Annotated in this window: 9 protein-coding genes and 6 pseudogenes; 11 read left to right on the top strand and 4 right to left on the bottom strand. The window is 63.3% G+C overall.

The window, feature by feature from the left end:
• Nucleotides 1-126: 126 nt before the first annotated feature.
• From H9Q09_RS21990 to H9Q09_RS21960, 8 genes and pseudogenes are all read left to right on the top strand, one after another.
• Complete coding sequence (locus H9Q09_RS21990; RefSeq protein ID WP_187392842.1) at nt 127-1,479, top strand: IS5 family transposase; 1,353 nt, start codon at nt 127-129, stop codon at nt 1,477-1,479.
• 31 nt (nt 1,480-1,510) lie between these two features.
• A pseudogene (locus H9Q09_RS22725) lies at nt 1,511-1,906 on the top strand (L,D-transpeptidase); the annotation flags it as partial.
• Nucleotides 1,906-2,031: pseudogene (locus H9Q09_RS22605) on the top strand (IS3 family transposase); the annotation flags it as partial. The pseudogenes H9Q09_RS22725 and H9Q09_RS22605, both read left to right, overlap by 1 nt.
• Nucleotides 2,032-2,286: 255 nt before the next feature.
• Nucleotides 2,287-3,237 (top strand): cytochrome c oxidase subunit II, encoded by a 951-nt coding sequence (gene coxB / locus H9Q09_RS21980; RefSeq protein WP_228242068.1) that lies wholly within the window; start codon nt 2,287-2,289, stop codon nt 3,235-3,237.
• Nucleotides 3,234-5,840: a cytochrome c oxidase subunit I gene (gene ctaD / locus H9Q09_RS21975; protein ID WP_246716286.1), complete on the top strand. Its 2,607-nt coding sequence runs from the start codon at nt 3,234-3,236 to the stop codon at nt 5,838-5,840. Before coxB ends, ctaD begins: the two co-directional genes overlap by 4 nt.
• A gap of 10 nt (nt 5,841-5,850) precedes the next feature.
• Nucleotides 5,851-6,228, top strand: coding sequence for a hypothetical protein (locus H9Q09_RS21970; RefSeq protein WP_187392840.1), 378 nt, complete (start codon nt 5,851-5,853; stop codon nt 6,226-6,228).
• The gene (locus H9Q09_RS21965; RefSeq protein WP_187392839.1) at nt 6,225-6,923 is read left to right on the top strand and encodes a cytochrome c oxidase assembly protein; all 699 of its coding nucleotides are present in this window, start codon (nt 6,225-6,227) and stop codon (nt 6,921-6,923) included. Before H9Q09_RS21970 ends, H9Q09_RS21965 begins: the two co-directional genes overlap by 4 nt.
• Nucleotides 6,923-8,266, top strand: coding sequence for a c-type cytochrome (locus tag H9Q09_RS21960; RefSeq protein WP_187392838.1), 1,344 nt, complete (start codon nt 6,923-6,925; stop codon nt 8,264-8,266). The genes H9Q09_RS21965 and H9Q09_RS21960 overlap by 1 nt, the downstream gene beginning before the upstream one ends.
• Before the next feature lie 397 nt (nt 8,267-8,663).
• On the opposite strand, the pseudogene H9Q09_RS21955 reads toward H9Q09_RS21960, so the two are convergent.
• The 3 pseudogenes from H9Q09_RS21955 to H9Q09_RS21945 all read right to left on the bottom strand — a co-directional run.
• A pseudogene (locus tag H9Q09_RS21955) lies at nt 8,664-8,801 on the bottom strand (IS5/IS1182 family transposase); the annotation flags it as partial.
• Nucleotides 8,802-8,898: 97 nt separating this feature from the next.
• A pseudogene (locus H9Q09_RS21950) lies at nt 8,899-9,144 on the bottom strand (transposase); the annotation flags it as partial.
• Nucleotides 9,145-9,300: 156 nt separating this feature from the next.
• Nucleotides 9,301-9,705 (bottom strand): annotated as a pseudogene (locus tag H9Q09_RS21945) (transposase); the annotation flags it as partial.
• 129 nt (nt 9,706-9,834) lie between these two features.
• Here H9Q09_RS21945 and H9Q09_RS22600 point away from each other — a divergent pair.
• The 3 genes and pseudogenes from H9Q09_RS22600 to H9Q09_RS21925 all read left to right on the top strand — a co-directional run.
• Nucleotides 9,835-10,266 (top strand): annotated as a pseudogene (locus H9Q09_RS22600) (transposase); the annotation flags it as partial.
• A 396-nt stretch (nt 10,267-10,662) separates the two neighbouring features.
• Complete coding sequence (locus H9Q09_RS21930; RefSeq protein WP_228242188.1) at nt 10,663-11,175, top strand: transglutaminase-like cysteine peptidase; 513 nt, start codon at nt 10,663-10,665, stop codon at nt 11,173-11,175.
• Between the two features lie 375 nt (nt 11,176-11,550).
• Nucleotides 11,551-12,132: a L,D-transpeptidase gene (locus tag H9Q09_RS21925; RefSeq protein ID WP_228242040.1), complete on the top strand. Its 582-nt coding sequence runs from the start codon at nt 11,551-11,553 to the stop codon at nt 12,130-12,132.
• Nucleotides 12,133-12,400: 268 nt separating this feature from the next.
• Here the strand turns inward: H9Q09_RS21925 and H9Q09_RS21920 are convergent.
• Nucleotides 12,401-13,345, bottom strand: a 945-nt coding sequence (locus tag H9Q09_RS21920) for an IS110 family transposase (RefSeq protein ID WP_210315470.1), incomplete at its 5' end; no start/stop codon positions are given.

Here is a 13,345-nt window from a genome sequence, read left to right as displayed (position 1 = left end):
GGACCGGTACGTGCGAAAGCTCCATCTTGGCCGGGGAGGATCATGGCCCCGAGACCGGATACGTTGGCGCAGACTGAAAAGCAGTCAAAGAGTCGCTTGCAGGCGGGGCGAGCCATACGTTTTGCAATGCGCCCATCCCGCCCGTCATCCGGCAAGAATGATCTCTTTCGCGAGCGTCTCGACGCGATCATCAATCCGCATCATCCGCTGGCGCGTTTGTCAGAGTTGATGGCGTGGTCGCGGTTTGACGAGGCCTTCGGCGGCTTTTATCGCCCGGTTGGCAGGCCGGCCAAGCCGACGCGACTGATGGTGGGTCTGCACTACCTCAAGCACGTCCACGACCTTTCGGACGAGCAAGTGGTCGATCGCTGGGTTGAGAATCCGTATTGGCAATTCTTCTGCGGCTTCGAGTTCTTCCAGCACGAGGCGCCGATCGACGCCAGTACGATGACGCGCTGGCGCAAGCGGATCGGGCCGGAGGCGCTCGGGCAGATGCTGAAGGCGAGCGTCGACGTTGCGATCGATACCGGGGTCGCCAAAGCCAGCTCGCTGGAGCGGATCACCGTCGACACCACGGTGCAGCCGAAGGCGATCGCACATCCGACCGACAGCCGGCTTTACCTCAAGGCGATCCAGATCCTGGTCCGCCAGGCGAAGCGGCACGGCATCGTGCTCAGGCAAAGCCACACCCGGCTTGCCAAAGCTGCCGCGGTGCGGGCGGGCCGCTATGCCCACGCCCGGCAGTTCCGCCGGATGCGCCGCAAGCTGAAGAAGCTGCGGACCTATCTCGGCCGGGTGTTCCGCGACATCGGCCGCAAAATCGCCGGCAACGCCGAACTCGAGGCCAGGTTCGCTCGACTGCTGGGGCTCGTTGAGCGGCTGCTGGCCCAGAAGCCGAAGGACAGGAACAAGCTCTACTCGCTGCATGCACCCGAAGTGGTCTGCATCTCGAAAGGCAAGGCCCGCACCCCTTACGAGTTCGGCTGCAAGGTCGCGATCGCAACCACCAACCGGGAAGGCCTCGTGCTGGCCGCCAAATCCTTCGAGGGCAATCCGTATGATGGCCACACGCTCGCAGCAACCGTCGACCAGGCGGTGGAGATCGGCGGTGTTGATCCAGCCCGCATCTACGTCGACAAGGGCTATCGCGGTCACGACTATGCCGGCTCCGGCTCGGTGATGATTGCCGGCAGCAAACGCGGCCTGACCGCCACGATGAAACGGGAACTGAAACGACGATCGGCCATCGAGGCCACCATCGGGCACATGAAGACCGATGGGCGACTGGACCGCAACTTCCTCCTCGGCCATGCTGGCGACGCCATCAACGCACTCCTCGTGGCCGCCGCCCACAATCTACGCCTCGTTCTCACCGTCCTGGCGCTTTGGCTTGTCTGGTTCCTGCAAGCAAGCCAGCCAAAAACGGCGAAACCGGATACCTCCAAACGTCTTCCTGGGGGCGTCGCTTCAACGGCTTAGACATTATTCAGGGCGGACTTATTACCTATCCATGTACCGGGCTATGCCGGAGGAGGACTTTCCGGTCCCGGCCGCGGATCTCACCAAAGTCGATCAGCGCTTCTACTGCCAACTCGTCGACGACCCGACGGGCGAACGGCCGGGCACCGTCGTCGTCGATACGCGATCGTACTTCCTCTATCTCGTTCGCCCGGAGGGCAAGGCGATGAGGTACGGCATCGGTCTTGGCCGTCAGGGATTCACATGGTCGGGTGAGGGCGTCATCCAGTGGAAGCGGCGATGGCCCAAATGGACGCCTCCCGCCGAGATGATCGCGCGTCAGCCTGAGCTCGAACGCTACAGCGCGGAGAACGGCGGACAGCCGCCCGGGCAGAATAACCCATTTGGTGCGCGTACGCTCTACATCTTCCAGAACGGCGCGGACACCGCAAGCAGGCCGAAAACGCCGTCGCCCAATACATCGACGGGTTATATAACCCCGTCAGGCGGCATTCATCGCTAGGCTTCCAGAGCCCCATCGCCTTCGAGCGAAATGCCCGGGAAGTGAGCTAAACGCTCTCCACAAAAGCACGGCAAGTCCAAATGCCGCTCCCGTCGGAGATATCGCCCTGATCGCGTCGGCTCGTTAAATTTTTCTCTTGCTCTTCCAGTTAGTGGAGGATGTAGAATCCTCAACCAATCAGGAAGTGCGGCGTACGCAGCCGGAATGAGGGGGACCGGGCAATTTCGAGCAGATCAGAAAGGCGAAGGCTGACATGCGGCATCACTAGCATCATTCACGCAGGCTTATTCCTTCCAGTTCTCTCCTTGACGGGCTGCACCAGTCCGCAATCGGCGTTCGACACAGCGGGCACGGAGGCCGAGCGCGTACTCGACCTGTTTTGGGTCATGCTCACCGGCGCGGCCGTCATCTGGACCTTCGTGATGGCCTTGAGCTATTTCGCGACCCGCGCCCGACCGCAGGGCTTCAGCGACAAGATTGGCGTGCGCCTCATCATCTGGGGCGGATGCGTGTTTCCGACCGTCGTACTGGCCGCCCTTCTGTTCTGGGGCCTGAAGATGATGCCGGAGCTGCGCCGGACCGCCGATGGCCCGACGATCGCGGTCTCGGGCGAACGCTTCTGGTGGCGCGTCGCCTACAATGTGGAGGGCGAGCCGGGCGTGGTGCGCAACCTTCCGCGAGGGGGAATTCCAAGCGCCAACGAGATCTGGATTCCCGTCGGCGAACGCACCGAGATCCTGCTCGGCAGCCCGGACGTCATCCACTCCTTCTGGGTCCCGTCGCTCGCAGGGAAGATGGACGCGATCCCCGGACGGGTGAACCGCCTAGTGCTCGAACCGACGAAGCCGGGCATCTATAACGGCGTCTGCGCCGAGTTCTGCGGCGACGCTCACGCCCAGATGGGCTTTCGCGTCGTGGCCGTCTCGGCGGAAGATTACGCCGCCTATGTAGCGGCACAAGCCGAGCCGGCGGCTGTCACAGAGCATCCCGGTCTCGACCTCTTCCTGAAGAACGGTTGCAGTGCCTGCCATACCGTGAGGGGGACGCAGGCTAACGGATCCGTCGGGCCGGATCTCACGCACGTCGCCGGTCGCAGGACACTTGCGGCTGGCCTCCTTCCGACGACGGAGGAGAACATCGCCGCCTTCACCCGCTCGACCGATCATATCAAGCCCGGCGTCGAGATGCCGTCCTTCGGAGTGCTGCCCGAGGAAGACATTGCGGCAATAGCCGAATGGCTGGGGAGCCTCGAATGAGCGACGCGACGATGAACGGCGCGGCCGTGGACGAGTCCGCCGCGGATACCTCGGCGACGTGGGGCACGGCTGTGCCCCCGGCCAGCACCCGCGACCAGGAGGACGAGGCGGTCCGCCGCGAGCAGGAGGACCGCCTCAAGAAGGTCTGGGCGGCGCCGAAGGGCTTGCGCTACTGGTCGGCCGTCAACAACACGGAAGTCGGCGTCTGGTACACGGCGGCTTCCTTCCTCTTTTTCCTGTTCGCGGGCGTGCTGGCCCTCATGATGCGCGTGCAGCTCGCCGCGCCCGACAACGACTTCCTCACCGCGAACATCTACAACCAGGCCTACACGCTGCACGGCACGGTGATGATGTTCCTGTTCGCCGTGCCGATCTTTGAGGCGGTGGCGATCATCATCCTGCCGCAGATGCTCGGCGCGCGCGACCTGCCGTTCCCGCGCCTGTCGGCCTTCGGCTTCTGGTGCTTCGTGATCGGCGGCGTCTTCGTCTGCGGTTCGATCTTCTTCGGCCAGGCGCCAACCGGCGGCTGGTTCATGTATCCGCCGCTGACCACCCAGGAACGCTTCACCCCCGGTTACGGGCCGGACATCTGGCTCCTGGGTCTCTCCTTCATCGAGATCGCCTCGATCGCGGCGGCCGTCGAGCTGATCGTCGGCACGCTCAAATGCCGGCCGCCCGGCATGCGGCTCAATCTGATGCCGCTCTATGGCTGGTACGTGCTGGTCGTCGCCGGGATGATCCTCTTCGCCTTCCCGCCGCTGATCGCCGGCGACATCCTGTTCGAGCTGGAACGCCTGTTCGATTGGCCATTCTTCGACCCGACGCGCGGCGGCGACCCGATCCTGTGGCAGCACCTGTTCTGGATCTTCGGCCATCCGGAGGTTTACATCGTCTTCCTGCCGGCCATTGCGCTCCTGGCGATGATCGTGCCGACCTTCGCCCAGCGCCCGATCCTGGGCTATTCCTGGATCGTGCTCGCCGCCGTCGGCACCGGCTTCATCTCCTTCGGCCTGTGGGTCCACCACATGTACACGACGGGCCTGCCGGCGATCTCGCTCGGTTTCTTCTCGGCCGCCTCCGAGGCGGTGGCGATCCCAACGGGCGTGCAGATCTTCGTGTTCCTGGCAACCTGCCTGACCGGCCGCGTGATTTTTTCGGTGCCGATGCTGTTCGCCTCCGGGGCGCTCGCCATCTTCGTGATCGGCGGACTGACCGGCGTGATGGTGGCGCTGGCGCCGTTCGACTGGCAGGCGCACGACACCTACTTCGTGGTCGCCCACCTCCATTACGTGCTGATCGGCGGCATGCTCTTTCCCCTCGTCGCGGGCATCTATTACTTCTGGCCGATGGTGGGCGGGCGCAAGCTCTCCGATCGGCTCGGCAGACTAGCCTTCTGGCTGATGTTCGTCGGCTTCAACGTCGCTTTCTTCCCCATGCACTTTTCGGGATTGGCAGGCATGCCGCGGCGCGTCTGGACCTATCCCGAGGCGCTCGGCCTCGGCCTTCCCAACCTCATCTCCTCGGTCGGCGCCTTCGTCTTCGCCGTCGGCGTCCTGACGGTGGTTTGGGACGTCCTGCGGCCGCGCGGCAAGGAGCCCTACGCCAAGCGCAATCCGTGGAACGCCGGCACGCTGGAATGGCTGGCGAACATGCCGAGCGAGAACTGGGGGGTGCGCTCGGTGCCGCTCGTCACCACGCGCTACCCGCTCTGGGACCAGCCGAACTTCGTCGATGATCATGACAAGGGCCGCTTCTACATGCCCGACGCCGAGGAGATGAAGCGCGAGACCATGGTAACCTCGGTGCTGGACGGTAGGCCCGAGCAGTGCCTGCGGGTGCCCGGCCCGAGCTTCATGCCGATGATCGCCGCGGCCCTCACCGGCGCCGTCTTCATCCTCGCGACCTTCCACTACTGGTACGCCACGGTCGTGGCCATGGTCCTCTCCACCGTCTCGATCATGGTCTGGCTCTGGCGCGGCACCGCCATCATTCCAGAGAAGCCCGAAAAGGACGTAGGGCTCGGTCTCAAGCTGCCGCTCTATGTCTCCGGCCACAAATCCGTCGGCTGGTGGGCGATGTTCATCACCATGACCGGCGACGCCACCGCGTTCCTGTCTCTCGTCTTCGGCTACTATTTCTTCTTCACCATTCATGAGGATTTTCCGCCACCGGTGATGGAAGGTCCCGGCGTGTTCTGGCCCGCCGTTTCGCTCGCTCTCTTCCTTGCCAACTGGGCCGCGGTCCGGCTTGCGCATCGCTCCAACAGCGCGGGGAACATCGGCACGGCTCGCGCGCTGATGGGCGGGGGCGCCGTCATCTCCCTCCTCGCCGGGGCCGCGCTGCTCTGGGGGCCTTACACGACCGGCCTCGACCCTGCCGCCCATGTTTATCCCGCAACGGTCTGGGTCCTGGCGATATGGACCGCGGTCCATGCGGCGGTGGGTGCCCTGATGCTCAGCTACTGCCTGGCGCGCTCGCTGGCCGGCCGGCTGACGCGGGTCTACGACATCGATATCGCCAATGTCGCGCTCTACTGGCACTTCATGCTTGGCACCGCCCTCATCACGGTGGCAACCATCGCCCTGTTCCCGCTGGCGGTGTGAGGAGCCTGCGATGGAGACTGACCGCCAAACCCGCGACACGCTCTGGACCCTGATCGCTGCGCCGACCGTTTGGGCGTTTCACTTCCTCTTCGCCTACGTGCTCGTTGCCTTCGAATGCGCCCCCAACGCGCAGATATTCGAGCCGATCGGCGGCACCCGCGTCGCCGTCGGCATGGTCACGCTCGTTTCGCTCGTGCTGATCGGCCTGGTGCTGCGGCGTTCCTGGCGCGAATGGCGCCACCATGGCGGCGGGTTCCGTCACGACCGAGACACGGACCTGAGCCGCGAGCGGTTCCTGGAGTTCTCCACCCTGCTGCTGGCCAGCCTGTCCTTCGTGGCGGTGATCTTCGATACCCTGCCGGTGCTGCTGATCGGAGACTGCCGATGACCGTCATCGCACGCATCTCTTCCGTGGGCCAAGCTGGCGCCCTGCGGACCTTCAGGCCCCCCCTCTGGCCGCTGGCGCTCGGCCTCCTTCTGCTCGTCTTTCTCTGGCTCGGGCCTCTGCCCGAGCGCGCCCGAGGCTCCTTCGCCTCGCATATGGTCATGCATATGGGGGTCGTTGCCGTCGCCTCGCCGCTGCTGGCGATCGGCCTGTTGCGAGCATTTCCAAAGCTCCTGTCCGCCGTATCGCCGGGCCTGGCGCTCGCCGCGTCACTTTACGAGTTTGCGGCGGTGTGGGCCTGGCACGCGCCGGCGCTCCACGACGCGGCGCGCCTGCGCACCGGGGTCTTCGTTCTGGAGCAAGGCTCGTTCCTCTCGGCCGGCCTCCTGGTCTGGCTGAGTGCAATCGGCGCAGCCGGCGCCGGGCGGCTGGCGTCGCGGGCAGCCGGTATCGGCGCCCTCCTGGTGACCTCCATGCACATGACGCTGCTGGGGGCGCTCCTGCTGCTCGCTCCCCGCCCGCTCTACGCCTGTGCCGAACTCTGCTCGCCCGCCGCCAGCCTGACGCCGCTGGAGGACCAGCAGCTTGGCGGCGTCATCATGCTGATCGTCGGCGGATTGGCGTATCTCGCCGGGGGCCTCGCCCTGCTCGCCTCGATCCTGCGCGAGCCGCCGCCAGCGCCGGAAGGGAACAGCTGATGCGCATCGACTTCGTCCTGACCTGGAAGAAGGTCGCCCTTGCAACTCTGGCCGCCATCTTGGCCGCGCTCGCCGTCAGCTTCTCCGGCCTCGTCTCGATCGCCGCCTCGTCCGGACATTTTGCGGTCACGCGCTGGTTCCTGGGCTGGACGATGGAGAACGCCGTCGAAACGCAGTCGATGCTCGTCAGGATGCCCAAGGATCTCGATCTCAACGATCCGGTGCTGATCCAGCGCGCGGCCGGCCACTTCGCGACCGGCTGCGCCGCGTGTCACGGCGCGCCCGGAGTGCCGCAGTCGCCGGTTGTGGAGGAGATGACGCCCGCGCCGCCGCGCCTGGAGGAGGCCCTGGGCGATTGGAGCAACGAGGAGTTGTTCTGGATCGTCAAGTACGGCATCAAATATTCCGGCATGCCGGCTTGGCCGACACAGGCGCGCGACGACGAGGTCTGGGCGCAGGTCGCGTTCCTGCGCGCGCTGCCGGGCATGGATGCTGCAACCTATGCCGAGCTGGCGCTGGGCGGCGCGCGGGGCGACAACCGCCTGGAGGCCGGCGGCGAAACTACGGCCGCGCTCGACGATTGCTCTCGCTGCCACGGGCGCGATGGGCTGGGCGTTGGTGAAGGCGAGACGGAGGGTGCCTTCCCAACGATCGCAGGCCAGTCGGAGCCCTACCTCTTCGCGACCCTGCAGGCTTTCTCCCTCGGCATCCGCCACAGCGGCTTCATGCAGCCGCCCGCCAAGCGCTACGACGAGGAGGTGCTAGCCCGGCTGGCGCAATGGTATTCGAGCCAGCCTGCGGCGGGGCCGGCAGTAGCCGGCGCCAGGCGGCAGGCGGAACAGGAGCGCTTGGCGCGGCCCAGCACCCCGCTTGCGACAGCGATCCCGACAGACCAAGGCTCTGACGGGACGGAATCTCCGGCCGTCGAAAGGAACGAGCCAGCTGGCGCTCCGGACGTCAGCTGGCAGGACGAAGCCGGACGGCTGGAGGGCGACGCGGATGTGCTGTCCTTTGCCGTCCCATCGGCCGCCGCCGCCGGCCCCCCGGACGGGCGGGAGGAGCTTCTGGATCTCGGCCGCCGCATCGCGCTGGAGGGCCATCCGGCGCGCAAGATCCCTTCGTGCCAGAGCTGCCACGGAACGGCGGGCCGCGAGAAGAACTCGCGCTATCCTTACTTGTCGGGCCAGCCGGAATGGTACCTTGCCGAACACCTCCAACTCTTTAAGGAGGACAAGCGCGGTGGCACGGAGTACGCGCATATCATGGCCGAGATCGCAAAGAATTTGACGGAGGAGCAGATCGATGCCGTCGCCGCCTGGTATGCCGAACAACCCCTGAGATAGTAGCCCAAACCGTGCACTTGTCTGCATGAACGAGCCAAGCGCTCGAGCAGGCGGCGCGGAGCGAGATCACGCCCGCTTCTAATGACACTGATCTGGAGACCGAAGTTGAACCATCCACATGAAATTGCAGCCCCTGGCGACGATGCCGATGACGCTGGCTTGGCCCTGCGTGATCATCTCCGCCGCCAAAAGAGAAGGAACAACGTGTTTCTCGTCGTTCTCATTCTTCTGGCCGCATATATTTTCAGTCTTAGTTTCGGACACACCGAGAGCGCGACGATGATTCCTGCTGGCAATACAGCATCAACATGAGCAAGCGCATGTGCTGCTGAGGTGTGAATAGCCTGATCCGGTGACCACGGCATCAATGCGCGCACTCAGAGCCCGTCCGGAAAGGTCATGATGCCCGGCCGAGGCGGCGAATGAGGATCATGACGGAGGCGGCGTAGAGGAAGGCGGTCGTTGCCTCCGGGGCTTTCCAGAGCCGGCGGTTCCAGCTGATCCAGCCGAAGAACCGCTGGACGACCCAACGACGAGAGCGTCCAAAAAGCAGCCGGCAGCTCCCCTCCGCCGACCACCGTAGCATGCCCCCGTTTCTACCGCGCACAGGCGGGCCAAGGCCCTTGATCGTTTTTTAAGATGTCGCGCTCCTGCTTCAGGACCGCATTCTCCCGCCGCAGCCGCTTCAACTCGGCATGCAGATCGACCGGCGCCTCGCTTGGCTCACTGACATCGCGCTCATGGCTCAGCCAACGCGTCAGCGGCGATAACCCAGTGCCGAGATCCTCCGCGATCTCCCGCCGCGTCCAGCCGCTGGTCAGTGCCAGCCACACCGCTTCACGCCGAAACTCCGGCGTCGGCCTGTTCCCGTTTCCCATAGAACATCTCCTGGTTCCTCAGTTGGTGCTCTTCACTTTTCCCGGGCAAATCCATTTCGTCCTCGATCTTTGTGGTCAGGAGACTGATGTTGCGCGCCCGGCTCAGGTCGATGACGCCGAACTCGGCGAGGTGGCCGCGGATAGGTTGATCAGCTACGTGCGTTGGCCGACGAGCATCTCGCGCACGCGGTGGGTCACCAGGATCTCCTGCTGCATCTCTTCCTTTATTGGAACGAAGCGCATGGTGGGCCGCATGACGGCCTCGCTGATGGCTTCGGCATCGGTAGCGTCGTTCTTGTTGGTCTTCACGTAGGGGCGCACGTACTGCGCCGGGATCAGGCGCACCTCGTGGCCGAATTCGCGCAAACGCCGCGCCGAGTGATGCGCGCTCGGACAGGCTTCGAGGCCGACCAGGCATGGTGGAAGGTCGCGGAAGAATGCTTCAACCTGATCGCGCCGGAGCTTTCGGCGAACGAGGGGACTGCCGTCTTTGTCGGCGCCGTGAACTTGGAGGATGGGCTTGGCGATATCGAGCCCGATGACGTGAATGGAATTCGGCATGTCGGAAACTCCTCAAGGGTGACGCGCAATGATGCTCCTCGCCAGGGGGCGCGGCGGAAGGGGGCGCCCCTACCATCATTCGAGACGCGAAGTCATCAAGGCGACGCCGAAGAACGACTCGCCAGTCGCCGAGGATCTCCTGCGTCGCATCGCGGCAGGCGCTCGCGTCCGCTCGTCGCCGAGCTCGAGGATGGCTGCGTGCCCAGCGTGCGCGGCTGTCACGCAAGTCGTCGATCGGACAGGCGCTCGCCTACGTCACGCGGCACTGGGACGGGCTCTGCGTTTTCCTCGACAACGGCCGCGTCGAGATGGATTCGAACCTCGTGGAGAACCTCATCCGTCCGCTGACACTCAATCGCTAGAACGCGTTGTTCGCAGGCCACGACGAGGGCGGCAGGAGCTGGGCGCGGCTCTCGTCGCTGATCGGCCACCTGCAAGCTGGACGGCGTCGAGACCTACGGCTATGTGAAGGCGACCCTGGAGGCGATCGCCGCGGGCCACCCGCAGAGCCGTATCGACGAACTCCTGCCTTGGAACTTCGTGCCGCAATATCCGGCATAGTAGCCAGTGGCGCCTTCGGCGGCAGCTTTCCAACAAACTTTGCAAACTTTGTTGCACTCAAAGGCGACCTGCGCCTCGCAGGCCGGAGATCTCCCTCAAGACCGGTCAAGCCCAAAAGGCAATGTCCGTTGCCCACCGCTTACGAATCATCGTCATCCCGGCCATTCAACCCGGACGGGGCTCCAAGCACGCTCGACTGCCAATGAAGTTTTCCGTTCGAATTTGAAACAAATTGACATGCAAAATTTGGTTCTAAAGTAAATTCTCCATGCCATTCTTCTGACCATAAACAAGGGGATGAAGATGTTAAATAACTTTAGCATGGTTACCAAATCCGTAGTTGGGATCACTGCGGTTATTCTTTCCTGCACGAATGCGGCGGCTGATCCTTCGTGGATGCCCACGACCGGCAGGACGTCGCAGCCCGTTGGCCACTACGAATTCTGTCAGCAGTATCCGGCTGGGTGCCAGCCGAATGCACCGGCAGCCATCCCGGCGCTGACCTCCGAACTCTGGGCGCAGATGAGCGAGATCAACAACTCGGTCAACGTCGCGATTTTCCCGCGAACCGATGAAGAGATGTTCGGCGTCGCCGAGCTTTGGTCCTACCCCACAACCGAAGGCGACTGCGAAGACTATGCGCTCCTGAAGCAATATATGCTTGAGCGCATCGGGGTTCCGCGCTCGGCGCTCCTGATCACCGTCCTGCGCCAGCGAAACGGTGCCGGCCACGCTGTGCTGACAGTCAGAACTCAAGAGGGCGACTTTGTGCTGGACAATCTGGATGAGCGTATTCTTGTCTGGAACGAAACCGATTACCTTTATCTCAAGCGGCAGTCAGAGGAGGACGCTGGCAAATGGGTTGCCATTGCCGATGACCGCGACATTCTCGTAGGCAGCATTCGCTGACCGACCGTATCGCGGTGACCTAACCAGGTGCCGGACGTACGTCTAGAAACAAGGATCATAGAGCCTGCGGGCCGCCATACCGTCCATGCGCTCAGATCAACCCTGAGTGGACGCGTTCAATGCAATTGCCGCTTTGCCGAGATGTCGTCCGAGAAATTGCCGAGGGCTGGCGGAAACGCGAAGCCGATGACCGCGAAAAAGCCACCGCTCCTCGGGATCATCCGCACGAAGCCCAATGTTGATGCACGCGTTTGGGTCGGTATTTCCAGTCGCACCACTTCCCTCCCTCGCGTTATCTAAGGAGGACGCCGGAAGGTTGGCGGGCGCCAAGAGCAACGGAAGATTTACTGCAGCCAGGATAATCTGTCTTCACCGATGATGGGTTTCGATTTGAGGGAGCAGCAGATGATCAATCGGCGGCAAGTTCTGGCGGGCGTGGCCGCATGGATGGCCCTCGCCACCGAGGCCGGCGCGCACGGTGAGTTTCAGCTTGATCCACAATTCAAGCCCCAACGCGTAGCCTTTTCCGGCTATCGATCCGGCACCATCGTCATCGATCCGAGGGCGAAGTTCCTCTACCTGATGGAAGAAGGTGGCTTTGCCCGGCGCTATGGGATCGGCGTCGGCCGGGCCGGACTACGCTTTTCGGGACGAGCTGTCGTTGGACTAAAGGCAAAGTGGCCGAGGTGGACCCCGACCTCGAACATGATCAAGCGCGACCCGGGGAAGTATGCCAGGTATGCCGGCGGCCTGAAGGGCGGCCCGGGGAATCCTCTGGGAGCCCGGGCGCTCTATCTCTACAGGGACGGCAAAGATACCCTTTACCGGATCCACGGGACCAACCAGCCATCATCCATCGGCAAAGCGGTCTCGAATGGCTGTATCCGTATGCTGAACGATCATGTCAGCGATCTTTATGAGCGTGTCAGCGTAGGGACCGAAGTGGTGGTGCGGTGAACGCGTGAGTCGCGCGTGGTCTGCCCCCACTGAAGTTCTCTAATCGCATGGGTCAAGGGTCGTTTGTAACGTAAGTGCACACGCCGGGCTTCTTGGTTCTCTCCGCGGTCGATCTCGATGGTCGCCGCATGTTGGTGTCAGATGGTGGATCAGCCAAAGTGGTCCTCGCAGTTACCGGTTTGGCCCTGCATTCAGAGGGTCGGCCTAATCCGCGCCATACGTCCCGGCGGGGACGCATCCGTTGGTCAGTCTGGCAGCATTTCGGTCATCATGCTGTCACTTGGCTCCAACGGAATGGGGTGTTTGTTTTCCACATGGCGTGGAGGATGACGGCGATCTTTCTGGCTACGGCGATGCGCGCCTTCTTGAAGCCGGAAGCCTTGGCAATTTTCATTCCCCAGGCCTTGAGCGTGGAAAACTTCAGATTGCGCGTCAGCAAGGTCGTGGCAGCCTCGTACAGATGCTTCCGCGTCATGCAGCTTCCCTGCTTTGATATTCGCCCGTTGCGGCTCGTTTCGCCGGACTCATATCGACGCGGCGTCAGTCCGAGATAGGCTCCTGCGCTCGATGAATGTTTGAAGCGTGAGGCGTTATCGAACGCGGAGGCGACTGAAAGGGCGGTGATGACACCGACACCTGGCGCCGTCATGAACAGCCGGGCGGTCGGCGTTGTCTTGGCGATCGCCATGAGACGCTTGTCTAGCAACCGAATCTGATCGAGGACCGAGCTTCTGGCCTTCATCAGCGCCCCGGCGATCAGGCGCATCTCGGGGGAGACATCAAGTTCGCCGGCAATGATCTCGTCGGCACGGCCTTCAAAGCCACCGACGCGCTTGCCGAATAGCACGCCGAAGGTGCGCAGAAGACCACGGATCTCGTTCTCGATTTTGACCCGTATGCGAACGAGCGTTTCTCGGGCTACGAGAAGAGAGCGGATTTGATAGCTGTCGCGGCTCTTAATGCGCACCTGCTTAAACCAGCCTATCCGCATGATCTGCGCCAGCCCGGCAGCATCGTTGCGATCCGTCTTGATGGGGCGCATCTTCAAGGCGGCGTTCGCATGTCGTGCGTCGATGCACACGATCGGCAGTGGTCTGCCCCCACTGAAGTGGTCCTCCCTGAAGTATGGTTTTTCAGCCATTGGAGGACGAGAGCATGCCGCAGAAGAAGCACAAGCCTGAAGAGATCGTCGCGAAGCTGCGGCAGGTCGATG

The organism is Aurantimonas sp. DM33-3, assembly GCF_014334315.1.
Classification (GTDB): domain Bacteria; phylum Pseudomonadota; class Alphaproteobacteria; order Rhizobiales; family Rhizobiaceae; genus Aurantimonas; species Aurantimonas coralicida.
The sequence above is the reverse complement of the archived record's forward strand: the minus strand, read 5'-3'. Positions and strand labels throughout refer to the sequence as shown.

Bases quoted from the DNA above. Each gene is read 5' to 3' on its own strand.
- H9Q09_RS21990 (WP_187392842.1), top strand. From the start codon at position 127: ATGCGCCCATCCCGCCCGTCATCCGGCAAGAATGATCTCTTTCGCGAG.
- ctaD (WP_246716286.1), top strand. From the start codon at position 3,234: ATGAGCGACGCGACGATGAACGGCGCGGCCGTGGACGAGTCCGCCGCG.
- H9Q09_RS21970 (WP_187392840.1), top strand. From the start codon at position 5,851: ATGGAGACTGACCGCCAAACCCGCGACACGCTCTGGACCCTGATCGCT.
- H9Q09_RS21965 (WP_187392839.1), top strand. From the start codon at position 6,225: ATGACCGTCATCGCACGCATCTCTTCCGTGGGCCAAGCTGGCGCCCTG.
- H9Q09_RS21960 (WP_187392838.1), top strand. From the start codon at position 6,923: ATGCGCATCGACTTCGTCCTGACCTGGAAGAAGGTCGCCCTTGCAACT.
- H9Q09_RS21930 (WP_228242188.1), top strand. From the start codon at position 10,663: ATGCCCACGACCGGCAGGACGTCGCAGCCCGTTGGCCACTACGAATTC.
- H9Q09_RS21925 (WP_228242040.1), top strand. From the start codon at position 11,551: ATGATGGGTTTCGATTTGAGGGAGCAGCAGATGATCAATCGGCGGCAA.